We start from the raw sequence: 24,559 nt of genomic DNA, 5'->3' as shown, positions 1-24,559 counted from the left end.
ATAAATGAGTGGTGGAAAATGGAGTGAAAGTATTTATATAATACAGAGTTTGAAGAAGGAAAGATACATTACTATGAAAATTTTAAGACTGGTGAAGTAAGTTCTTTTGATAGTAAAATAAAAATACCCAAACCTAAAAATTTGAGATCGAATCCAAAAGATCTATTTTGGATTATAGATTTAGATAAAAATTTTATTCCTACTAAAATGAGGTGAAATAATGAGAATAAAATGTATAAATAATAGCAATAAGTTACCTAATATAACAATAAACAAAGTATATACAGTATATGAAGGTGAGGTTACAATAAGTGTTGGAGAAAAACAATACTATATGTTTAAGATTGAAGATGATTATGGCAGTGTAATTCCATATGAATCAAAGTATTTTGAGATAATTTCAAATAAAAATACTAATTATATTGAAAAAAATATATCAGAGAATACGTATAGATTTACTCATAAGTTTATCTCTTATAATAAATTTTGGTCAATGTTATATGATGAAGCAGGTTCTTCTATAGAAGATTTTGGGAATGCTAAAAAAGATATATATATGTCAGAGATGGGTAAACAAGAGATGTACGAAATAATAAAAAGAGATAAAGAAGATGAAAGAGACTTTATACTAAAAATGTTATTGGAAACCAATGATGATTGTTTTATAGAAAATGTTATTAAGCTATGCCAAAAGCAATTTAGTGAATGGACTCTTAATAAAAACATGGAAACAGAATTTTTATATTTAAGTCACTTTAAAAGTCATTGTATAAATGAATTTTTTATCGAATATTTAGCGGAGACTGAAAAAGGAAATGAAAAACTAGATAGAATAGTATATGAGTATTTCAATAAATAAGGATAATTTTAAAATAATGAATCAGCTGAAAATTAAGTAAGCAGATTCGTTGTTTTTTATCAGTTATTAATAAATATGTAAAAAAGTGAAGATATTTTGATAATTTTGAAGATTGGCTTACAGGAGATAAAACTGGATCTAAAACTCAAGGAGAAAAAGTATTCAAAAAAATTAGGTTTCCCTGAGGATAAGATATTTGTTATAGATGAGGTAAACAGTACAAATACATCAATAATGTGACAGTTAGAAATGAATATAATACTGCATTAGATGAGGCGCAGGCTAGCATTAGGGTAGCAAGATTTACGTCAAATTTAACTTCAAGTGAAAGGTATACCCTTTTACGGGATGCTGTCAATCGATTGAAAAATGGAAATTTAAAGATAAATGATGTTAGAAATTCACTAGATATTCTTGAAAGATAGGAGCATTTTATGGTTTATAAAAAAATAATGAATGTAGGCTTAACCATTAAAGATGAAAAAAGAGGATGTATTATTATTGGAGGAGTTGATAACAAATTTCCTTTATATAGTCTTGATATTACTGGAAAAAATATAATAGTCAAAAGTTCAACAAATGAGTTGAATTTTAAGGTGAAAAAAGTTGATATACCAACATCAATTGCAGGAAAGATAAATGTGGGAATTGTGTTATTTGATTCCGCTGAGTTTAATAAAGTAGTATCTGGTGATGAAGTGCTTAAAGATTTATAATAATAAGTATGAAGTTGCTTGAAAGAAAAATTATTATTTACTTTTATTAAAAAGTGATTTTAGGAAGAAATTCATCTCATAAAATAGATTTTTTAAAGAGGTATAACAGAATTATAAAAACATTAGTTTAGTGTAATCGTTTGAATTTACAATACAATTAGGACATTAAATAATAAAAAATTTTCAATTACTTTAACTACAATAAAAGGTCTAATAATAGTAAAAATAATGTTAGTAAGTTTATGAGCTAAAGTACCAATAACAGTTAAATGATGCTTACCAGTATTACGTTTTTTCATGTAATAATCCTTAAGAGAACTTTCGTGTAGAATGTAGGTTGATTCAGCAAGAAATAAGGTTGGTCATAGATAAATAAGGAAATACACCATGATAAAGCTACAACATACTACTTGCAGCCTTATCAACAATTACAGTAGTATCATTATGAAGTTGAAGTATTGAAGCGGGAAGCTCTGGAGATATTTTTTCCTTAAGCATTTTAAAAACTGCCTCAGCTTTTTTAGGACCACTTGCCAGTAATAGTATTTTTCTAGATTGCATTATTGTTTTTATTCCCATACTTAAAGCAGAAATGGGTACATCTTCTTTTGATGCAAAAAATCTTGCATTGGATTCTACAGTTTTTTTATCTAATTTTACTAAATGAGTTTCTGCTTCAAAGTTCACATCCGGCTCGTTGAAGCCTATATGACCATTTACTCCAATGCCCAAAACTTGAAGGTCAATGCCACCAGCAGCTGCTATTTTATTGTCATAGGCTTTACATTCGTCCTCAATATTTTTAGTCTTTCCATCAAGTATGTTTATATTAGAATCAGCTATGTTTATAAATTTAAAAAAATTATTCTTCATGTAGTAGTGATAACTGTGAGGGTTATCTTCTGAAATACCGTAATATTCATCAAGATTAAAAGTAGTTATTTTTGAAAAGTCTAGTTCCTCTTCATTATATAAATTTATAAGTTCTCTATACATCTGAAGAGGTGTGTCGCCAGTTGCTAAACCAAGGACACTGTTATCCTTTAAGATTACTTGGCTTGCAACTATTTTAGCAGCAAATTTGCTCATCTCACTATAATCATCAACAGTTACTATTTTCAAATATTTTACCTCCTATAATTATGGTTTTTACATTGAAATTTTATCAATTGATATACTTACCTTTTCAATAATTATTTTCCCATTAATTATAGCTTTCATACCTTCACTTTTTTAAATACAAGTTAAAAAATCATAAACTATTTTAGAAACCTTACCTATAAGGTCTTTAGCCACATAATTAAAATCAGCATTTCGAACAAATACTCCTAGTATATATTCTGAGGTTTTTGTTTTAAATACCCCAATGTCATGATTTAAATTGGAAAGGTCACCAGTTTTGTGTGCACAGCGTATATCCGCCTCTAAATATCTTAAAAGAACCTCCTGATCAGTATTAGCACCTAAAATTTTTAGTATTAAATTACACATTTTAGGATTTAGAAGCTCATGATTATATATTTTTTTAAATAAAGTTAACATATCAAAGGCACTGGTTAGGTTGTCCATTCCTCTTTGTACAGCTTTAGAATCCATCATTTTTCTTTTTAAAGAAGTATTTTTTAAACCGATGCTTTGTCCATAGTTGTTTATAGAATCCATTGTTAAAAGGTCTATTAAAATGTTTGAAGCAGTATTGTCACTGGATATAATCATGAGAGTTAAAAGATCTATAAGAGGGTATTTATTATTAGTAAGGGAGGTTAATATACTGTAAGGTACTTTATCTGAGGTTTTTACTTCAATTGGTGCATCTAAAGAAAGCTTCCCATTAAGAACTTCATTTAAGGCTTCTGCTAGTATTAGTACTTTTATAGTGCTGGCAGAAGGAAATATTTTATTTTCATTAATATATATATAGTTTGAAGTGTTATTCAAATCTAAAAAAACCAATGAAATGTCTTCACAGCGTAAAGCTAGAATATTTTTAATAGCATTATCTAAAGCTTTAAGATCGTACAAATTTATCACCTACTTTATTTTTTATAAAAGCCTTTACATAAAAATTATCATAAAATGGATATAATTTCAAGTATAGTGTATAAGGATAAAAATTAAGGAGGTAAGCTTTTTTAAGTATGTTGAAAAAATATTTCATTTATAGTACAATTTTACTGAAAAATAATTTTAAAAAGTGAGGATAAGTTAATGTACGGAAGTTTAATTCGTATACGAGAAATAATCAATGATTTAAATCCATCAGAAAAGAAAATAGCAGAATATATTTTAAATAAGCCTAAGGAAATTTCAGATTTATCCATAAAGGATCTTGCAGATAAAAGTGGCTCTTCACAATCAGCAGTAGTCAGGCTTTGCAAAATTTTAAATTACAAGGGTTATAAAGAATTCAGAATAATGATAGCTAAGGATACTGCATCAAAGGTTGAGGGCGATAGTAGGTATACGGATATAAATCCAAAGGATGATTTAGATACTATAATAAAAAATATAAGCTACAATAACAAAAAGTCTATAGATAATACTATGGAGGTGCTATCCGCTAAAGAGATCGAAACCGCGGTAAATGTAATTTCAAAGGCAGATAGGATTGATTTTTATGGCATAGGAGCTTCTTATATAGTAGCGTTAGATGCATTTCAAAAGTTTATGAGAATAAATAAAAATGTAAGAGCCACTTCAGATACCCATCTTCAAGTGGAATGTGCTTCTAATCTTAGAAAAGGAGATGTAGCTGTTGCAATTTCCTATTCAGGAGAAACTAGAGATACCTTTGAATCCATTAAAGTGGCAAAAGAAGCTGGTGCAACTACTATAAGTATAACTAAGTTTGGAAGTAATTCTATAAGTGATTTGTGTGATATAAACTTATTTGTTTTATCTCCAGAAATCACCTTTAGGAGTGGTGCTATGTCCTCAAGAATAGCTCAGTTAAATGTTATAGATATACTCTTTACCTCTGTTGCAGGTCGTATGTTAAAAGATGTTAAGACGTTTCTTGAAAACACAAGGAAGTCAACAAAGGGAAAGAGAATTAAGTAGATAGGAAGTGTAGTATTATGGTAATTAAAGATATAGTCATAGGACATTTATCTGTACCATTAAAAAAGCCATTTAAGACAGCAGTGAGAAGCGTAAATAGTGTAGATGACGTAATAGTAAAAATAGTAACAGATACAGGAAGTGTGGGCTTTGGAAGTGCGGCTTCAACAGCATTAGTTACAGGTGATACAACAGAGTCTATAAAAGGTGCAATAGAAAATTACATAAAAAAGAGTATAGTAGGTATGGACATTGAAAATCTTGAAGCTATTTTTATAAAGTTGGACAACTCAATAGTAGGAAATACCAGTGCCAAAGCCGCCGTTGATATTGCACTTTATGATTTATACGGACAGGCATATAAAGCACCTTTGTACAAACTTTTAGGAGGCTTTAGAAAGAAGCTCAAAACTGATATTACAATAAGCGTAAATTCGCCAGAGGAAATGGCTAGAGATAGTATAGAGGCTATAAAGCTTGGATATAAAACTTTAAAAATAAAAGTTGGTAAGGATTCAAGACTTGATATGGACAGAATGAGGGCAATAAGGAAGGCGGTTGGTTATGAGGTAAACCTAAGAATAGATGCCAATCAAGGCTGGCAACCTAAAGAAGCTATAAGAACTTTAAATGAGCTTTACGAGGAAGGTTTAAGAGTAGAGCTAGTAGAACAGCCTGTTAAGGCATGGGATTTAGAAGGTTTAAAGCTGGTAACTGATAATGTTAGTATTCCTGTTATGGCAGATGAGAGTGTATTTTCTCCTAAGGATGCAGCAAAGGTTATGGAAATGAGAGCAGCTGATTTAATAAATATAAAGCTTATGAAAACAGGGGGAATACATAATGCACTTAAGGTATGTTCCTTAGCTGAAGTTTATGGAATGGAGTGTATGCTAGGGTGTATGCTTGAGGGTAAAGTTAGTGTTACAGCCGCAGTTCATTTAGCAGCAGCTAAAAGTGTAATAACAAAAATTGATTTAGACGGTCCTGTACTTTGTAGTAGAGATGACGTTTTAGGTGGGGCAAGCTATGATAATAGCAATATAGCATTAACAGAAGGGTATGGACTAGGGATTAAAGGAATAAATAATTTAAAATGATTATTAGAAGGGTGGTTAAATTACTGCCCTTCTAATATTATACTCAAAATTAGCACAATAGATATACAACTATTTACATATATGTAATTATGCATCATAATGTAGATAACATCTAGTAAGGAAAGGGTGAGCATATGCCAGATTATATAATACAAGCAGAAAATATCTGTAAATCTGTAGGATTAGAGAATGAAAAAATTGAAATTTTAAAAGATATAAATTTTAAAGTGGAAAGAGGAGAATATGTGGCTATAATGGGTCCTAGTGGAAGTGGTAAAAGCACGCTGCTAGGTATATTAGCTTGTATAGACAAGGCAAGCAAAGGAAAAATCATGATTAATTACGTGGATATAAAGAAACTAAATCAAAACAAATTAACCGAATTTAGAAATGAAAATATAGGTATAGTATTTCAATCCTTTAATTTAATTTCAACTTTAAATGCAGAGGAAAATGTTGAAATACCTTTATTTTTTTCTAAAAAGGGAATTGATGCTAAAAGTAAAGTTAATGAACTAATAGATATTGTGGGATTAAAGGATAAAAAGAAATCTTTGCCTAATCAATTATCCGGAGGGGAACAACAAAGGATTGCTATAGCAAGGGCACTAGCAGGAGAACCTAAAATTTTACTGGCAGATGAGCCGACAGGAGCATTAGACAGTAAAAATGGCAAAGTTGTTTTAGATATCTTTGATAAATTCAGGGAAAAATACAATATGACTATTATAATGATAACTCATGATAGAAAAGTTGCAGAGAGAGCAGATAGAATATTGTACATGCAGGATGGGACTTTAAAAAGTGCGGAGGAAATATGATAAATACAAAACAATTATTTAAAGTTTATAATTTTAGTACTTGGAAAAAGAATAAATTTCAAATGTTTTTAAGCATTATTGCCATTGCCATATCAGTGGCCATATTATTATCGATAGAGCTTATGTTATCTCTTAATAATACCTACATAAATAATAATGCAGTTAATTCCAATGATGGAGATATTAATATTAATTTACTTCAGGGGAGTCTTACAAATAATCAATTCAAAGAATTAAATACACTCAAAGCTAAAGGATATATTAACTATACAACAATATATAAAATTCAAAATAATCTAGCACTTAGTGGGGTTTCTGGTACAATATTTTTAAAATTTGTGGATCCTAGTAGCTATCCTATAGCAGATTCTAGTTATAATTATAGGACAAAGCTTAAAAATAATTGTGCTGTTATAAGTAGTCAGGTAGCGAATAAGTTTAATTTAAGAAAAGGAAGCATTATATCCCTTCAAATTAAAGGTAAAGAGAGAAATTTAAAATTAAAGATATCGGATATTGTTAATTCTAATGTGAGTGATGAAGGTATTGTAGGAGTAATTACAATAAATAAAAATTTAATTAATAAGGAAGAAGGGGCTTTGACATCTAATGTACTTATTAAGGTAAATGATAAATACAAGCTAGAGGATGTACAGAATAAAATTAGTAAAGTCTTTAAAAATGATTGCGAAATAAACACTTATAAGGATGTAATAGAGCACAATAAACAAACCTTAGACAGTGAAAATAAGGTGCTAAATATACTTGAAATAATTGTTATATTAATAAGTGGAGTTAGCATAGCTACTACAGTTATTTTGCTTAACTTAAAAAGAAAAAAGGACTATATTATTTTAAATATTTATGGTATGAGTGAAGATTTATTAAAGAAACTTACTTTATACGAAACTTTTATAATAAGTACTTTAGGTAGTATAATTGGAATAATAATAAGTTTTATTATAATAGGAATTACACAAAAATCCATAGTGGGAAAGCTTAATCTTATATCCATAATTTCAGCGTCTGGTTTTAAGATCATTGAGACTATTTTATTTATTATTGCAGAAACCATTATATTTACTTTATTTGCTATAGAAATAAGCCAAAAAGTTAATCCTACCGATATACTTCGTGAAAGAAAAAGCGGAATTGAATTTAAGAGGAATTTGTCTAGCCCGTTTTTAAAAACTTGTGTGCTTATTATAGTAAGCTTTGCATTGTATATAAAATCACTGTCTATGAGTTGCACTTATGTTTTTCTTATTATTTTATTTATATCAATTATTTTGGCAGTAAATTATTTTATAATCAATTTAGTTGTGAAGATCAAAGGGAATAAGAACAAGTATCTTTTACTTTCAATTAGAAATTTAAAAAGACAGAAGTTGAAGTTTGCGATGGAGTGTACAGCACTAACTACTGTAATGATTTTATGTGGTGTTATAGCTAACTTATGTTATGGAGTTATTCCAAGCATAATGAATCAATATGTAATTAATAATAATGGCTATAATTTTATTATTGAAAGTGCCTATAAAGATGAAAATGAAATAAAGGAAGTATTAAAGCAAGATAAATTAGAAGGTGTAAAAAGAGCAGTAGCTACAGCAAAAATATTAAGTGATAACAATAGAAGTTTTGAGGATATTTTAAAGGATATTAATATTAGTGGAGGTATGGGAAGGGAATATATAGATACATTTAGTAATTTAAGTGCTTACGGAATTGACTTAAGTAGCAATGTTATGAAATATGAAGTTGTAGAGGGTAGGGGCTTAAATGGAAGTGATAAAAATAGTAATTCTGTAGTTCTAGGCAATGAATTTTCAGGCATGGGTATTAATGTGAATGATGAAATCAAGTTCAAGGTAGGTAATAAAATTTTAAAATTAAGGGTCATTGGTATAATGAAAAAGAACATTATTACTGGTGGTAAGAACTTATATATGAGTTTAAAGGTTATGAAAGATAATAACTTACTAAATGATGAGGAAAGTAATCTTGAGTATTTAGTAAAAGAACCTTTAAAGGATAAGAAGAATTTTATTTTTTATCTTAGTAAAAGGTTAAAGAATGCTGAGGTTTTTAGTATATCAGAGGAGCTAAATCAATTAAAGGACTACCTTCAAAAGTTAGTTTTTGCTGTGGTTGTAATTTGTTTTGTAAGTATATTTGCAGCAATATGTTTAATATCCAACATACTTATAGTTATTAATTATGAAAGAATAAAAGAGTTTCTTATTTTAAAAGTAGTAGGTGCTAAAAATAAGGATATAAGAAAAATTGTAATATTGGAAGGAATCATAGTCGGTTTCATTTCTGGAGTTTTGGCGGAGTTAATGGAAGAAGTAATAAGCTCTTTTATAATGAATAAAGTGTTATACTTTAACTATAAGCCTAATATTATTATAATTTTTAGTATGATTTTAATAACTTTAATTATAGCAATTAGTTCTGCTTTATTTGTTACTCAAAATATGAAAATTGAAGAGCACAGTGATGTGTTTAGGATAGAGTAGTTAGAGGATAAAAAAGGTACTGCATTAACATATTGAATAAATTGTTAATGCAGTACCTTTTAGGTTTAAATGGAACCGTATCAATATTGTAGAATTGTTAACAAATTTAAAATATAATTTACATATAGTGAAATATAATGTAAAATGCTAATCGAAAGGATGGTAGATATGAATAAAAAAATGATATTTTCGTTTTTTTTGATAGGTGTATTAATAGCTTCTATTTTAGGATATAGTAGGTATGCTTCTAGTAGAGAAATGGATACATATTTAGATAAAAATCATGAGAGTATTGATAGTAATTCTAAAGATTTTAAAATACTCGATAGTGATGTGAAAAATAATGATGTAATTTTATGTGGTGAAGGACATGCAATTAAATATAATTACAAATTGGAAAACAATTTGATTGAATATTTAAATAAAAATTATAATGTAAATTATGTTTTAATGGAATATTCTTATAGTGAGACCTGTTATATTAATGCTTATCTTGAGTCAGGCAACAAAGAAAATTTAAGCAACATATTTAAGGATTTCAAAGAGACAGCTTCCTATAGCGATGATTTTTATAATTTTTTAGTTAAGTTGAGAAACTATAATTTAACACGTGAAAAAGATAAGAAAATAAAAGTTGTAGGAATTGATATTGAGCATCAAATTCCTACATCAATAAGGTATTTAGATTCTATTATAGAAGTTAAGGATAAAGCACCAGATGAAATAGCAACAGACATTGATGAAATTAAAAAGCAAGCTAAAAATGAAAGTATCACCAACAAAGATGTTATTTATAATACTGATTTGAAAAATAATGTTTTAAAGCTTCAAAAAGATATGAAAAAAAGTAAAAAGTGTTATGAAGAGTATTTAGGAAATAACTATTTCGATTTTGAATTTATTGTAAATAATATGATTAATGCTTTTGATGCATATTCGAGTTTTTCAAATTCAGCAAATTCAACACAATTTAAAAAATTTGAGAAAAAGAGAGAGCTGTGTATTTATAATAATTTTAAAATATTGCATGCACAGTTGCCAAAAGGAAAGTACTTTGGGCAATTCGGAGGAGAGCATGTTTATCAAAGTAGTTTTAGTGATGAAGTTTATAAGAAAGAGGATCCAAGACTTGCAATGTATTTAAATGGTAATGGGTCTCCTGTAAAGGGTAAGGTATTATCCATAGAATATTATTATAAAAATTCGCAAGATATGGCATCAAAACCACCGTATTTTTCTGAAAAAGTAAAGTATCTAATCGATGATAAAGCTGTAAGTAATTATGTAAAATCAGATATTAATATATTTAAACTAGATGGGGACAAGTCTCCTTTTAATAAGTCAATGTATTTTATGAAATATAAAGGATTAAAGGGAAGCACTACAGATTATTTTAAATATATTGTGATTATAAAAAACTCTCCAGCAGCAAGTGTGTATAGTATTAGTGGAGATTAGTAAATAAAAGATATGCCGTTAAACATATTAAGGGAATATAGTAGGGTTAATTACACAAGTCTACTATATTCCCTCATTTTAATTTAGTTTATGATTTTTAAATTTAAACCGTTATTCTTATTACTGAAATGATACCATACATATAGATTCGGTTTGAATTTCTCTACTTTGCATTTTTCATTATTTATAGTTATTTTTTTTATGTTAGTGAAATTGGTTACTCCCCAATAAATGAAGCTGTATTTTATATTTCTATTATAATTTAAAGTAGTTACTGCACAACTATTGTTCTTTTGATTATATATATCATTAACACCAACCATATTAGTTACTTTGCAATGATTTAAGCTATTTTTATTTATAATATAAATGTATATAGTTTGTTTGTTCATCAAAATAAATAATTTTGAATTTTGATTTAGGGTTGTCTTTTTTAATATTTTATTGTTACTATAATTATTTATTTTGTCATAAAAAAACATAGCTTTTTCAGGAGAGTTAACATAAATAAACTTTATAAATATTGCTAAGCAAACTATGAATATAAGCGCTAAGCATTTTGAATATCTTTTCAATTAAAGCACATCCTGTTCGTATATGTTATAATAATACAATTTGGTATAAATGTTACACTTGGTTAAGTATTAAGTCAAATTATAAGAAAAACTGATTAAGCTTTTATTGAAAAGATATAATAATAGTTCCATTTATTATAAACATATTTTTATTCTATCATTGTAAGGGAGCATGTATAGTTATTTTTCTAAATTTAAATTCTATTTAAGAGCAGTACTCTCCGCTTTTAAATCATATAATCTAATTGCACCTTCTCGACTATTAGAACTGAGTTTTTTAGAATTCTTTCCTGAACTCATCCACTCTGAAGAGGGAACAATTTTTCCGTGAGTTTTAATCCAATCCATAATTGCAGTATTAGAGTTTCTGCCGCCACCAAAGCCCATTCCTCCTCTAGAGTTAGTGCTTGCCATAGCATATCTAATATCACCATCATTAACTAATTTTTTGAATTGATCTAAAGTAAGTATAGGATCAGATCCACTAAAGCCACCTAGAGTTAATACTGGTTTTCCTGAGTTAAGTATCAGATCAGAACCATAGGTCATAGCAGAAGGAACTTCAACAAAATACTTTTCATTTGTATCATGAGCATCCAAAAATTTTATTAATTTAGAAGAATTAGTAGAACTTGCATAGTTTATTGAGTTACTAATACGCCCATCTTTAAAAAGCTCTAAACCGGCAGAAGGACTACTTCCGTTCATTTTATGGAACATAGGACTTATAGACCAAACTGTTGGAGCTATTAAAATCCCTGCAAAGGCAATAGCAATTACATTTTTACTTAAAGATAAATTATTGTCTTTTAAAGAATTATTTCTAAGTAAAATCAAAATTATTGATGCTGCAATTCCGAGTACTCCAGTTAAAAGCATAACCATTTTATATCCGTTTGAGGAGCTAGAATTATAAGAAAGCATCAAAATTTCAATAAGTGAATTTACAATAAGTGAAGCTGGTAGTATCCATTTTTTTATACCTTCTTTTTTAAATTCACGACACATACTAACAAGGCCAATTCCAGTTAAAGCAGCTATAGGGGGTGCCATTGTAGTCATGTAGTAAGTGTGGGTTACACTTTTTGAAAAACTGAAATATATAAACTCAGGTAACAGCCAAGTGAACCAAAATAATAAGGCTAGCTTTCTTTTGTTATCAAATGGTAGTTTTAATTTCTCCTGAATTGCTGCAACAACAAAGCCTATTAAGGCAAAAGGTAAAAGCCAAGATATTTGATCAGACATATTATTTTTAGAAAACAATCTTGTTATGCCAGCCTTTGAAATTTGATTACCCATATTACGTTTAGCGAATTTATCATTAAAGCCTTTAGGTGGGTTCCAAGCTCTCATATTATTGGTGCTAAATTTATTTTTATAAGAATTATGTTTTGGGGTTCTTCTGCCTATACTATTTACATTTACGCCTACTCTTTGTAGTCCATTATGACCTACTATAAGTTGTATAACAGAATTATCAGTACTACTTCCTATATAAGGTCTATCTTTTGTAGGTACTAAATCCGTAACAACAGCCCAGGATAAGGACACCACTAAAAGAACCACAGTACCTAAAACAAGATGTTGAAATTTCTTCTTAAAGGGCAGAGCGGCAGAAAGAAAATAGGTTATATATATAGCTGGTGCTATCATGTAGGCCTCAACCATTTTTATATTAAAGCCTATACCAACAAGGACTAAACTCAATAAAAGATATTTTAGCTTTCCATTTTCAGCGGCTTTAAAAAGAGGAAAACAAGACAAAACTAATGCTAAAACAAGTAAGTTGTCGATAGTATTATTTCTACTTGCAGCTACAAATATAGGGGTAGTAGCAAGACATAGTGCAGCGATAAGACCAGCAGTTTTGCCAAAGGATCTTTTAACAAGATGGTATAAAAGAAAAACTGAAAGTACACCGGCAATAGCTTGTGGTAGAATTATGCTCCAGCCACTAAAACCAAATATTTTTGCGAATATTGTTTGTATCCAAAAGCCTAATGGTGGTTTATCAATGGTTACAAAGCCAGAAGGGTCAAAGGATGCAAAAAAGAAATTTTTAAAGTTCATAAGCATACTTTTAACACCAGCAGCGTAAAAAGTGTTGGCATAGCCTTCTATACCAATGTTTGCAAAATTTAATACTGCTGATAGCAGAAGAATAAGAGAAAGAAAAATATTTTCTCGTGTCAGTTCTATTTTTTTATTCAATTAATTTCACCTCACTAAGATTATTGAGTATTTCTAATGTAATTAGTTTTACGCCTATAAAACATATCAATATTAATTAAATTTAATAAGATATATTGGTCATGTGATATTTAATTATAATTGCTTTCCATCTATTCCACCTTTCTATATATGCCGTAATAAAATCGGTATATAATTGTAAATTGTTTATAAAATAGTATGAAAGTTTATTAATACAAAAATTATATTTTAATATTACTTGGTAAAAGTGTAAATTAGGTTTCGAATTTATTAATAATGTGTAAATAATAGGAAATCATTGACAAAGTTAGTATACAGAGCGTATACTTGAGTTACAAAGTGTAACATAAAAATGGATTTGGGAGGGTATTTAAATGAAGGTAACTGATGAAGTTTATGCATTAGATAGTACTAGAGGGTCTTATTCATATTTAATAAAGGGAGAGGAAAATATTCTTATTGATACAGGACAAATGTGGCAGGGAGAAGCTATATTGAAGGAACTTCAGTCTATGAATGTAAAAGCAGAAGAGATAAAAAATATATTATTAACCCATCATGATTTAGACCATGTAGGCAATGCAGCAATGCTTCAAAAGTTAACGAAAGCAAAGTTGTGGGCTTCCAGTGAGGATATTCCATATATAATAGGGGATAAAATGAGACCAGGTATAAAAAGGCTTTTTTCATTTATATTTAGAGTTAAGAAGCCAGAAAATATAATCCCATATAATAAAGGTATAAAAATTAAAGATATAAAAGTAATAGCTACACCAGGACATACACCGGGGCATGTTTGTGCTCTTTATAAGGACGTGCTATTTGTGGGGGATTTAGTAAAGGTTAAAGATGAAAAAATAGGGCCGTATCCTAACATGAATTGGGATGAAATAAAACTTATGGAGTCTATTAAAAATATAGCTGATGTACCGTTTAAATGGGTGTGTCCAGCACATGGAAAGCCTATAAAAAGAGAGGACAGGTGGCAAGAGATTTATAGCGCTTAACATTATAAATCTCTTATATTAATTATTTTTACGAATAGCGTCATTTAAAAGTGTAAGAGTAAAACTTATGAAAGCTTCTTCATCAAGTGAAAAATGATTCATAAACGTTTTACCAGAGATAGAAAGCATATTAAAAAAGCTGGTTATTAAAAATTCGGAAGATACAGCTAATTTCATGGTATCAATATCCGTGCGTATGCTGCCATCTTTTTTTCCTTCATCAATAATATTGGCAATTTTTGAGGCTATTTTATTTGTACTTTTAACAAAACTTTCACTAGCAGTAGTGTTTTCTTTATTTAATTTTATTGAGCCAACATGGTTCATAAGACTAAGAGTACTAGGATAAGCTTTATAAAATTTATAGTAACCAATAGATAAGTTATGTAGCTTTTGAAAGCCTGTACTGCCATTTTTTTCTTCCATTTCAAGGTAGGTTAAAAGTCTTTCAAGACCTCTAGTAATGACAGCATAACATAAGCTTTCTTTATCTTTAAAATACTGATATAAGGTTTTTCTACTAAAGTCACATTCTCTTGCAATTTCCTCCATTGAAGTATCAGTGTAAGATTTTTTATTAAATACTTTTTCCGCGGCATTTAATATATCTTGTTCTCTCGCTTTTCGTTCTCTTTCTTTTCTAGATATTGACTGCATTAAAATCCTCCTAAATATTTATTGAATTTATGATAACATTTTTTTACTCCACTCATTCATAATTACAAGACCAGGGAGTAAATCATTACATAAATCAGTTAAGGAGTACTCCACATGAGGTGGTATTATGTTATATTCAACTCTCTTTACAAGACCATAATTTTCTAAAGCTTGAAGAGAACGAGTTAACATTATATTTGTTATTTCAGGTAAACTTCGTTTTAGTTCATTGTAACGCATGTTTTTATTTATATATAGCTGCCATATAATTGGTATCCTCCACTTTCCACCTATAACATCAAAGGTATGAATTAAAGGGCAAATTTCATGAGATGGGCAGTTTTTTTCTTTTTGATTTTCGCTCATTATAATCCTCCAAAACTAAGGCACAAAAATGTGCGTACTTGATAATATGTTTCTTAATAAAATATAATATTAACATACCATATATGAGGTTAAGTGTAAATGAAAGGTTAATTAAGGAGTGATATTTTTGAAAAATTTATTTACGGAATTTAACATTAAAAACTTAAAGATAAAAAATCGCATTTGTATTCCACCAATGGTAGTACCACTAGCAGAAGAGGGGTATGTAACAACTGCAAATGTAGAAAGATATAAAGAATTAGCTAAAGGTGGAGCAGGTTTAATAATTCAAGAAGCTACCTGTATTAATGAAGATGGACTTTTAGCAAAAAAGCAGCTTGGAATATGGAAAGATGACCAAATTGAAGGACTTAAAAATATAGTTAATGCAGTTCACGAAGAAGGATGTCCTATATTTGTTCAAATACATCATGCTGGTGTTGTTGGAATATCCGAAGAACCAATATGCCCAAGTCCTTATAAATATGAAGGCATTGGAAGAACTGTTATTGGACGTGAGATGACTAAAGATGATATAAAAAAAATACAAAAGGATTATATTGAAGCTGCAAGAAGAGCTTATGAAGCGGGATACGATGGTATAGAACTTCATGGATGTCATGGCTATTTAATATCACAATTTTTAAACAATAGAGTAAATAAGAGAACAGATGAATATGGTAAAAATCCAGAAATTTTTGTGCTAGAAATATTACAAGAAATAAGAAAAATAGTGCCAAAGGAATTTATTGTTGGAATTCGTTTAGGAGGCTTTGAACCAACAATAGAAGATGGAATAAAGTATGCAAAAATATTTGAAGAGAAGGGCATAGATTTTCTAGATGTTTCTTATGGATTTTTAAATGAAATGGATATTAATGTGAAGAAAGACTATAAATACTCTAATGCAGTGTATGCAGCTGAAGAAATAAAAAAACATGTGTCTGTTCCAGTATTTGCAGTTGATAGAATAAACTCAGCTGATTTAGCAGAAGAAATATTAGAAAAAACAAAAGTTGATCTTGTGGATATAGCTAGAGGAACACTTATAAACCCTAATTGGGCCAATGATGCGAAGGCAGGCAAAGATACCGGAAAGTGTTTGAATTGCAAAAGTTGTGCATGGTTTGCTCAATCAAAAGTCTGTCCGGGAAGAGTTGTATTTGAAAGAAATAAAGCTTAAAAGATTTAAATTATAAAAATAAGATAGGCAAGCTATAAGTTTAATTTATAGTTCTCCTGTCTTATTTTTTTATTGACAATTCAAGATAAAATATATTAAACTAGAAATAGTTTCAATTCTAATAATTAGAATTGAAATAATTGCAAATGAAATAATTAATAAGAAAGGAAGGAATTATGAGAAAAACATTACATAATTTATTATTAAGCACACAGTCAGCTTTTTTTAAGCAGGTATTTTCTAATTTAAGTGATACAACTCTTACACAAGGACAACCTAAAGTACTTGATTATTTAAAATACAATGATGGGTGCGTGCAAAAGGATATTGCTGTAGCTTGTGAAATAGAGACCTCTACAGTGACTAGTCTTTTAATGCGAATGGAGAGAGAAGGTTTAATTGAGAGAAGAATGCTCAATGGTAACAGGCGTTCTCTTTATGTATTTCTTACTGAAAAGGGAAGAAAAGCTTTAGATAAGGTTAGCTTTGTGTTTAACATGCTTGAAGAAAAAGCCCTTGATGGTTTTTCAGAAGAAGAAAAAAGGGATTTTATTGAAAAGTTTTTTAGAATTTATACTAACATAACAGAAGAAAAGTAGATAGGAGAGGACTTTATAGCATATGTCAAAAAAGGAATTATTCAAAAGATATATTTTTTTTCTTATAGGATTATTTGTAAACGCCCTGGGCGTTAGTTTTATTACAAAGGCACAGCTGGGAACATCACCGATTTCGAGTGTGCCATATACCCTTAGCATGGGATTTCCACTTACAATGGGGACTTTTACTTTTATATTGAATATGTTTTTAATAGTAGGACAAATAATCTTTTTAAAGAAGGATTTTAAAAAGATTCAGTTGATGCAAATACCTATTTCACTTCTTTTTGGGTATTTTATTGATTTTACCATGTCACTTCTTTCAATTTTAAATCCAACAACATATTTTTTAAAGGTTGTATTTTTATTGATAGGTTGCTGTATTCTTGCACTAGGAGTTAGTATAGAAGTAATTGCAAACGTGGTTATGCTTTCAGGAGAGGCATTTGTAAGTGCAATTTCAACTAAATTAAAAAAAGAGTTTGGACCAACTAAAGTTTGTTTTGATGTAACATTGGTGGTTTTATCTATTATAATTTCACTAATAATGTTTAGAAGAGTTGCAGGTGTTAGAGAAGGTACAGTTGTTGCTGCTTTAATTGTAGGAATGATTGCTAAATTCTTAACTAAAATATTAGGTTTCATAAATACAAAAATACTTGTGGATAAAGAAGAAGATGAAGAAGAAGAAATCGCTTCATAAAATAGTAAGTGGCTGTTACACTTAAAAGTATAACAGCCACTATTGTTTAGAACTTAAAGTCATCTCATTACGACTCATAAACATAGTTACACACCCAAATAACCCTTTTATAATTTTATTTAAGCATCTCATTACACTTATAAATCTTCATTCGACCTATTAACATACCTTAAAAACTATATTAATATTTCAATTAATATAACCTTTAGTAATAGTGGTACAATGCCACGTAAAACATACGGCACATTAAAAAATCTTTGCTTGACTATTATAAATATCTTAGAACCCATATATAGTTTAACCTATATTAAGCTTGATGGACACTTGTAATAATCGTCCATTAACATGTATAAAACCACATATATAATATAACTACTAAAAATAGTAATTAGATTTGTTTTTGATCCTATACATATCGCAGGTCGAATAACTTCGAGCTCTCTTTAGAACCCTAATTACTCTTCGCTCAACAACTTTAAATCCTTCAACACCATATATGATAACCAGATTATTTTTTTATATACGTAAATGATATAATTAAAATATATTTTTTTATTTAAAGAGAGGATATAATTATGTCGCATATTTCAAACAAAGAAGCTTACAAAAGATTAGAGGAAAGAATTAATAGATTTCCACAAGGTGCACCGCCATCAAAAACACTGTATAAAATATTAAGTATGCTTTTTTCTGAAAAGGAAGCAGAATTAGTAGCAATGCTTCCTATAAAACCTTTTACTGTAAAGGTTGCTAGTACAATTTGGAAGATGGATGAAGTTAAAACGGAAAATATACTTCAAAAATTAGCTTCGAAGGCAATTCTTATGGATATAGACTATGATGACAAAAAGGAATATTGTCTTCCACCACCAATGATTGGATTTTTTGAATTTTCTCTTATGCGGACACGAGAGGATATTGACCAGAAGACCTTATCAGAGCTTTACTTCCAGTATTTAAATGTGGAAGAAGATTTTATTAAAGATTTGTTTTTAGGTACTGAAACTAGGTTTGGAAAGGTTTTTGTGCAAGAAGGAATTCTTTCAAGACAAAATGAGCTTGAGATAATGGAATATGATAGAGCTAGTAATATGATTAAAGAAGCTAGGTTTATTACAGTAAGTATGTGCTTTTGTAGGCATAAGATGCATCATCTAGGAAAGGATTGTTATGCACCTATGGAAACTTGTATGACTTTTGGAAATAGTGCTTATACTTTGAGTAAACATGGTTATGGTAGAGCTATAGAAGCGGCAGAAGCTTTAGATATATTAAATATGGCTTATGATTACAACTTAGTTCAATGTGGTGAGAATGTTAGAAGTGGTTCTGTATTTTTATGTAATTGCTGTGGTTGTTGTTGTGAAGGTATGCAGGCTATTAAGAATTTTGGATATTTAATGCCTATTCAAACCACACCATTTATACCAAAAGTTATTGAGGAAAGTTGCGTTGGCTGTGGAAAATGTTCAAAAGCATGTCCTATAGATGCTATGAAGGTTGATCCTGTAACGCACAAGGCTAAAAATGACGAAGATATATGTCTTGGTTGTGGAGTTTGCGTTAGAAACTGTCCTAAAAAGGCAATATACCTTAAAAATAGAGGAAATAAGATAATAACCCCTGCAAATACAACACATAGAATTGTGCTTCAAGCCATTGAAAAGGGTAAACTTCAAGAACTTATTTTTGATAACAAGGCACTTTTTAGTCACAGGGCTATGGCTGCAGTTTTATCCGCTATTTTAAAGCTATCGCCAGTTAAAAAGGCTATGGCAAGTAAGCAGTTGAAGTCAGTGTATTTAGATAAGCTATTGAGTGGAAAATAGTATTTCAAGATAGTATAATGAAATTATGTTTATACTTGGGAGAAGAGGGGATTTTATGAGTAACTTTATGTTTTTAAATAAAAAGTGGCCATCTTTAGCAAAACTAGGTACACAGGCAGAGAATTATTTTAATATAGATAGTAATGCTACTATGCTGAAGATGAGAATGTTTGGAGAACAAATTATAGATTATTTATTAAAAGGATTAAAAATTGAAACTAATAAATTTTTAAGTCAAGATGAAAAAATAAAACTTTTAAGAAAAACAAGAATAAATAGTTATATACCAGATTTGTTTGATATAGTAAGGCGTTTAGGAAATAAAGCTAATCATGAAAATTATGATAGTAAAGAAGATGCAAAAGAATGTTTGATTTCTATGTATAAGATTTCTGCATGGTTTTATATTAAAGTTACAAAAGACACATCCATAAAGCCATTAATATATAAAATTCCTAAATCAAGTACAGTTAAAACACCAGAATATAATATTGAAGATTATGCTAAAGAAAAGAATGAAATTAAGAATAAACATAATGAAGAATTGGATAATTTTAAAAAGCAAATAAAAACAGGTTTAGAATCTAAAGAAGATAAAAAGTTTGAAACAGAGGTTGAAAGTTTATTAAATATTAATGAGGCGGAAACTAGAAAAAGACTTATAGATGTAATGTTAAAAGAAGCTGGCTGGGATATTAATAATAAGGAGTTAGTTAAATTAGAGTTTCCTTTAAAAGACCACAAAAAAACAGGTAAAAATGGTTTTGCGGATTATGTTTTATTCAATAAAAAAGGTAAACCAGTTGCAGTTGTGGAGGCTAAAAAATCTTCTGTTGATCCAATAATAGGAAGAGACCAAGCAGTAGAATATGCAAATACTATTGAGAGAGATTACAAAATTCGTCCAATAGTATTTTATACTAATGGATATGAAATATATATGTGGGATGATAAATACAGTGAACCAAGACAAATTTGGGGATTTTATACTTTAGAGGATTTAGAAGAACTATTTTTTAAACATAAATATAGCAAAGATTTGAACAAAATTGAAATAGACAAAAATATTGCAGGTAGGCCTTATCAAATAGAGGGTATTAAAAGAGTATACGAGAAGTATGAAAGCGGCTATAGAAAAGCGCTTTTAGTAATGGCAACAGGAACAGGAAAAACTAGAACGGTTATTGCTTTAACTAAAGGAATGCTTGAAGCAAATTGGGCTAAAAGAGTGCTTTTTTTGGCTGATAGGGATGAGCTTGTAAGGCAGGCTAAAGAAGACAAAAACAGCTTTAAGACTTTTATGCCAGAACAAATAGCTTGTAGATTTACTGGAAAAAATTCAGATGATAGAGAATCTACAATATATTTTGCTACTTATCAAACTATGATTAACCATTATAGCAAGTTTAGTGTTGGATTTTTTGACCTTATAATATGTGATGAATCGCATAGAAGTATTTACAGAACATATAGGGATATATTGGAGTACTTTGACACTCACATTATAGGACTTACAGCTACCCCGGTTGACTTTATAGAAAGAAATACCTTCGATCTATTTAACTGTGATAATGAGGATCCTACTTTTAATTTTTCAGTAGACGATGCTTGGAACCATGTCCCACCTTATCTTATAGAACCACGAGTACTGGATACGAGTACTGATTTTTTAAGAAGAGGAATAAAGTATAGTCAAATGACAGAGGAACAAAAACAGCAAGTGGATGATGAGGGCTATGATGGAAGTCAAATTGAGTTTAATAAGGATGAACTTGAAAAGAAGATAACCAATAAAGCTACTAATAGATACATATTAAAGATGTTAATGGAAAATGGAATTAAGGTTGGTGATTACTTAGGAAAAACAATTATATTTGCTAAAAATAAAAGTCACGCCAATCTGTTAGATTCCTTGTTCAATGCAATGTATCCTCAATACAAGGGAAAATTAACAACTGTAATATATTCTGGAATCAAGGAAAAAGACAAGCTTATAGAAAAGTTTAAGTATAATGATTATCCAAGAATAGCTATATCAGTAGACTTACTAGATACAGGAATAGATGTACCAGAGATTGTTAATTTAGTCTTTGCAAAACCTATCTACTCTAAAGTTAAGTTCTGGCAGATGATAGGGAGAGGCACTAGGAGATGTGAGAATTTATTTGGTGATGGAATGGATAAAAAGGAGTTTGTTATTTTTGATTGTTATAAAAACTTCCAATTTTTTGAGATGAAGCCAAAGGGATTTGTTCCTAAACATCAAAAAACATCTATTCAAGTTAGATTTGAAATTATGTGTAGGTTTTTAGAAATATATAAAAAGAAAAATAAAGATAGTATATGTAGTGAATTCATAGAAAAGTTAAAAAATGATATTGATTGTCTTCCACAAGAGAGTATAGAAATAAAGAAAAATAGAAAGAAAATAGAACAGGCTAAAAATGAAGATTACTGGAATCATTTAAGTGAGGATTTTATTAAAAAATTGAAGCTCGAAATAGCACCTTTAACGCAGTGGATTGAGGCAAAAGAAAATTTAGACGCTATTTTATTTGATAACTCCATTTATAGAATACTTGAAAACCTTGAAAAAGATAATAAGGATGGACAAGCTAAAGAAATTAATTTCACAATGGAAAAGCTAGCAAGACTTAAGACAAATATAAATCAATTTGACGGAAAAAGGGAACTTGTAAAGTCTTTACTTAAACCATCAGGCTGGCAAAACTTAAGCTATGAAAAGCTTGAACAAATAAGAATAGATTTGAGAGATTTGATGAAATTTAAGGGAGATATTGCAACGACTTTCATAGTATTTGATATAAGGGATACTGGTGAATCATTAAAGGAAGTTAGTGCTGGTTCTGTTTTATATGGTTCTAATATGGAACCCTATGAAAAAAGAGTTAAGTCGGCGATTGAAGAAAAATTAAAGGATCAAATAGTAATTCATAAAATTAGAAAAGGTGAAAAACTTTCTGAAACTGAACTTGAGGGTATTTACTCAATGTTTAGTGATAATTTTGTTTACAGCATAGATGAATTATCATCCAAAACGGATATAGACAAAGAAGATATAGTTGGTATAATTAGAAAGTTCATTGGAATAGATGAAATTGAACTTAATAAAAGATTTGAAGAATTTGTTCAAAAGCATCACAATAAAATGAATGCAACTCAAATTAAAACCTTAGAAATAATAAAGAATGATATTGCAAAGAATAAAGGTATATCTTTTGCAGCATTATTTTCAGCACCATACACTTCCTTTAATCCAAACGGGGTAGATGGAATATTTGGAAGAATGGCAGATGAGGTTTTTGATTTAATAGCACCATTTAGAGTAAGTGTTATATCTTAAATTAGGAGGAAACAAAAGAAATGTTAAGTGCAGATATAAAGAGTAAAATAGATAAGTTGTGGAATAATTTTTGGTCAGGTGGTATATCAAATCCTTTAACAGTAATTGAGCAAATATCGTATCTTTTATTCATAAAGAGGTTAGATGATATAGATAACTCTAATGAAAAAAGAGCAAATAGAATAGGAAAGAAGTATACTTCTATTTTACCAAAAGAAATAATGAAGTGGAGTGAATTTAAACATTTAGATGTAAATGATATGTTTGATATAGTATCACAAGAGGTTTTTCCATTTATAAAGAACATGGGAGGCGAGGACTCAAGCTTTACAGCCGAAATGAAGGATGCTGTATTTATGATACCTAAAGCATCTCTTCTTCAAGAATCCGTTAGACTTATTGATGGAATAAACATGGATGATTCGGATACAAAGGGTGATTTGTATGAGTATCTTTTATCAAAGCTTGCAACCTCAGGAGTAAATGGTCAGTTTAGAACTCCAAGGCACATTATAAGAATGATGGTTGAGCTTATGGATCCAACAACCGAAGACAAAATATGCGACCCAGCCTGTGGTACCGCGGGTTTCTTGGTTAGTTCATTAGAGTATATACTTGAAAAATATACAAGACCAGAAAGTGTATTTACCGACGAAGAAGGACATCTTCACAATAAAATTGGAGACATGATGCGTGATGATGAATGGGAGAATTTTAGAACAGAGATGTTTCATGGCTTTGATTTTGATGCCTCAATGGTTAGAATAGCTTCAATGAATTTAATGCTTCACAGCTTAGACAATCCAAATGTAAAACAAAGTGACTCTATGTCTAAGGCATATGACGAGGAAAATAAGTATACCTTAGTACTTGCAAATCCACCTTTTAAAGGCAGTATAGATGCAGGCGATATAAACCCTACTTTGGTAAAGGGAGCTAAAACTACTAAAACAGAACTTTTATTTATGAAGCTTATAAATAGAATTCTAGATTTAGGAGGAAGATGTGCAGTCATAGTTCCAGATGGTGTTTTATTCGGTTCAACAAAGGCTCACAAGGAAATAAGAAAAGATTTAGTTGAAGAAAATGCATTAGAAGGTGTAATTTCCATGCCTTCAGGAGTTTTTAAACCATACGCAGGAGTATCAACAGCAGTGCTTTTATTTACAAAGGGTGGAGAAACAAATAAGGTTTGGTTCTACGATATGCAAAGCGACGGATATTCTCTAGATGATAAGAGAAATAAGCTTGAAAATGATGGTGATATTCCAGATATTATTGAAAAGTGGAGAGCTGTAAAGAAAGATAATACTTTGGAGCCAGCTAAGGAAGATAAGTGGTTCTGGGTTAATAAGGAAGAGATAGTGGGTAATGATTATGATTTGTCGATAAATAAGTATAAGGTGATTGAGTATGAGGAAGTTGTGTATGAGGAGCCGGGGGTTATATTGAGTAAAGTTAAGAAACTTGAAAAGGAAATAGTTGAAGGATTAGATGAATTGGAAAGAATGATTGAGGGATAAATT

22 protein-coding genes are annotated in these 24,559 nt (G+C 29.5%); 16 read left to right on the top strand and 6 right to left on the bottom strand.

Annotated features, from left to right (window positions below):
* Positions 1-220: 220 nt before the first annotated feature.
* The 4 genes from CLFE_RS22035 to CLFE_RS22025 all read left to right on the top strand — a co-directional run bounded on the left by CLFE_RS22035 (position 221) and on the right by CLFE_RS22025 (position 1,575).
* Entirely contained in the window at positions 221-859 is a 639-nt protein-coding gene (locus CLFE_RS22035) for a hypothetical protein (protein WP_077894507.1), read from the top strand.
* Positions 860-964: 105 nt separating this feature from the next.
* Positions 965-1,099, top strand: a complete 135-nt coding sequence (locus tag CLFE_RS24335; protein ID WP_284738946.1) for a hypothetical protein — start codon at positions 965-967, stop codon at positions 1,097-1,099.
* Entirely contained in the window at positions 1,096-1,284 is a 189-nt protein-coding gene (locus CLFE_RS22030) for a hypothetical protein (RefSeq protein ID WP_207651405.1), read from the top strand. The genes CLFE_RS24335 and CLFE_RS22030 overlap by 4 nt, the downstream gene beginning before the upstream one ends.
* A 9-nt stretch (positions 1,285-1,293) precedes the next feature.
* Positions 1,294-1,575 carry a hypothetical protein gene (locus tag CLFE_RS22025; protein ID WP_077851019.1) on the top strand — a complete coding sequence of 94 codons (282 nt, stop codon included), beginning with the start codon at positions 1,294-1,296 and terminating at the stop codon, positions 1,573-1,575.
* 396 nt (positions 1,576-1,971) lie between these two features.
* Here the strand turns inward: CLFE_RS22025 and nagB are convergent, their stop codons facing one another.
* Positions 1,972-2,697, bottom strand: coding sequence for a glucosamine-6-phosphate deaminase (gene nagB / locus CLFE_RS22020; protein ID WP_077894505.1), 726 nt, complete (start codon positions 2,695-2,697; stop codon positions 1,972-1,974).
* 111 nt (positions 2,698-2,808) lie between these two features.
* Complete coding sequence (locus tag CLFE_RS22015; RefSeq protein ID WP_077894504.1) at positions 2,809-3,597, bottom strand: serine hydrolase; 789 nt, start codon at positions 3,595-3,597, stop codon at positions 2,809-2,811.
* Between the two features lie 186 nt (positions 3,598-3,783).
* Between CLFE_RS22015 and CLFE_RS22010 the strand changes: the two genes are divergently transcribed.
* From CLFE_RS22010 to CLFE_RS21990, 5 genes are all read left to right on the top strand, one after another.
* On the top strand, positions 3,784-4,635 hold the full coding sequence (locus CLFE_RS22010; RefSeq protein WP_077894503.1) for a MurR/RpiR family transcriptional regulator: 852 nt from the start codon (positions 3,784-3,786) through the stop codon (positions 4,633-4,635).
* A 17-nt stretch (positions 4,636-4,652) separates the two neighbouring features.
* On the top strand, positions 4,653-5,735 hold the full coding sequence (locus CLFE_RS22005; RefSeq protein WP_077894502.1) for a dipeptide epimerase: 1,083 nt from the start codon (positions 4,653-4,655) through the stop codon (positions 5,733-5,735).
* Between the two features lie 134 nt (positions 5,736-5,869).
* The gene (locus CLFE_RS22000; protein WP_077894501.1) at positions 5,870-6,556 is read left to right on the top strand and encodes an ABC transporter ATP-binding protein; all 687 of its coding nucleotides are present in this window, start codon (positions 5,870-5,872) and stop codon (positions 6,554-6,556) included.
* Positions 6,553-9,078, top strand: a complete 2,526-nt coding sequence (locus CLFE_RS21995; protein WP_077894500.1) for an ABC transporter permease — start codon at positions 6,553-6,555, stop codon at positions 9,076-9,078. Before CLFE_RS22000 ends, CLFE_RS21995 begins: the two co-directional genes overlap by 4 nt.
* Positions 9,079-9,246: 168 nt before the next feature.
* A complete protein-coding gene (locus CLFE_RS21990; RefSeq protein ID WP_077894499.1) occupies positions 9,247-10,536 on the top strand; it encodes an erythromycin esterase family protein in 1,290 nt (429 codons plus the stop codon).
* Between the two features lie 83 nt (positions 10,537-10,619).
* Here the strand turns inward: CLFE_RS21990 and CLFE_RS21985 are convergent, their stop codons facing one another.
* Complete coding sequence (locus CLFE_RS21985) at positions 10,620-11,111, bottom strand: hypothetical protein (RefSeq protein ID WP_077894498.1); 492 nt, start codon at positions 11,109-11,111, stop codon at positions 10,620-10,622.
* A gap of 201 nt (positions 11,112-11,312) precedes the next feature.
* Positions 11,313-13,325, bottom strand: a complete 2,013-nt coding sequence (locus CLFE_RS21980) for a glycosyltransferase family 39 protein (protein ID WP_077894497.1) — start codon at positions 13,323-13,325, stop codon at positions 11,313-11,315.
* 374 nt (positions 13,326-13,699) lie between these two features.
* Here CLFE_RS21980 and CLFE_RS21975 point away from each other — a divergent pair, with 374 nt between their 5' ends.
* Positions 13,700-14,332: an MBL fold metallo-hydrolase gene (locus CLFE_RS21975; protein WP_077894496.1), complete on the top strand. Its 633-nt coding sequence runs from the start codon at positions 13,700-13,702 to the stop codon at positions 14,330-14,332.
* An 18-nt stretch (positions 14,333-14,350) separates the two neighbouring features.
* On the opposite strand, the gene CLFE_RS21970 is transcribed toward CLFE_RS21975, so the two are convergent.
* Positions 14,351-14,989, bottom strand: a complete 639-nt coding sequence (locus CLFE_RS21970) for a TetR/AcrR family transcriptional regulator (RefSeq protein ID WP_077894495.1) — start codon at positions 14,987-14,989, stop codon at positions 14,351-14,353.
* A gap of 27 nt (positions 14,990-15,016) precedes the next feature.
* Entirely contained in the window at positions 15,017-15,355 is a 339-nt protein-coding gene (locus tag CLFE_RS21965) for a winged helix-turn-helix transcriptional regulator (RefSeq protein ID WP_077894494.1), read from the bottom strand.
* Positions 15,356-15,482: 127 nt separating this feature from the next.
* Between CLFE_RS21965 and CLFE_RS21960 the strand changes: the two genes are divergently transcribed.
* The 6 genes from CLFE_RS21960 to CLFE_RS21935 all read left to right on the top strand — a co-directional run bounded on the left by CLFE_RS21960 (position 15,483) and on the right by CLFE_RS21935 (position 24,556).
* Positions 15,483-16,538 (top strand): NADH:flavin oxidoreductase, encoded by a 1,056-nt coding sequence (locus tag CLFE_RS21960; protein ID WP_077894493.1) that lies wholly within the window; start codon positions 15,483-15,485, stop codon positions 16,536-16,538.
* 176 nt (positions 16,539-16,714) lie between these two features.
* On the top strand, positions 16,715-17,137 hold the full coding sequence (locus CLFE_RS21955; protein ID WP_077894492.1) for a MarR family winged helix-turn-helix transcriptional regulator: 423 nt from the start codon (positions 16,715-16,717) through the stop codon (positions 17,135-17,137).
* Between the two features lie 22 nt (positions 17,138-17,159).
* Entirely contained in the window at positions 17,160-17,840 is a 681-nt protein-coding gene (locus tag CLFE_RS21950; RefSeq protein ID WP_077894491.1) for a YczE/YyaS/YitT family protein, read from the top strand.
* A 575-nt stretch (positions 17,841-18,415) separates the two neighbouring features.
* The gene (locus CLFE_RS21945) at positions 18,416-19,669 is read left to right on the top strand and encodes a 4Fe-4S dicluster domain-containing protein (RefSeq protein ID WP_077894490.1); all 1,254 of its coding nucleotides are present in this window, start codon (positions 18,416-18,418) and stop codon (positions 19,667-19,669) included.
* A gap of 55 nt (positions 19,670-19,724) precedes the next feature.
* Positions 19,725-23,033 carry a DEAD/DEAH box helicase family protein gene (locus CLFE_RS21940; RefSeq protein WP_077894489.1) on the top strand — a complete coding sequence of 1,103 codons (3,309 nt, stop codon included), beginning with the start codon at positions 19,725-19,727 and terminating at the stop codon, positions 23,031-23,033.
* 20 nt (positions 23,034-23,053) lie between these two features.
* A complete protein-coding gene (locus CLFE_RS21935; RefSeq protein WP_077894488.1) occupies positions 23,054-24,556 on the top strand; it encodes a type I restriction-modification system subunit M in 1,503 nt (500 codons plus the stop codon).
* The last annotated feature ends 3 nt before the right edge of the window (positions 24,557-24,559 follow it).

Origin of the sequence: Clostridium felsineum DSM 794 (assembly GCF_002006355.2) — a bacterium.
In the GTDB taxonomy this organism is placed as follows: domain Bacteria; phylum Bacillota; class Clostridia; order Clostridiales; family Clostridiaceae; genus Clostridium_S; species Clostridium_S felsineum.
The sequence above is the reverse complement of the archived record's forward strand: the minus strand, read 5'-3'. Positions and strand labels throughout refer to the sequence as shown.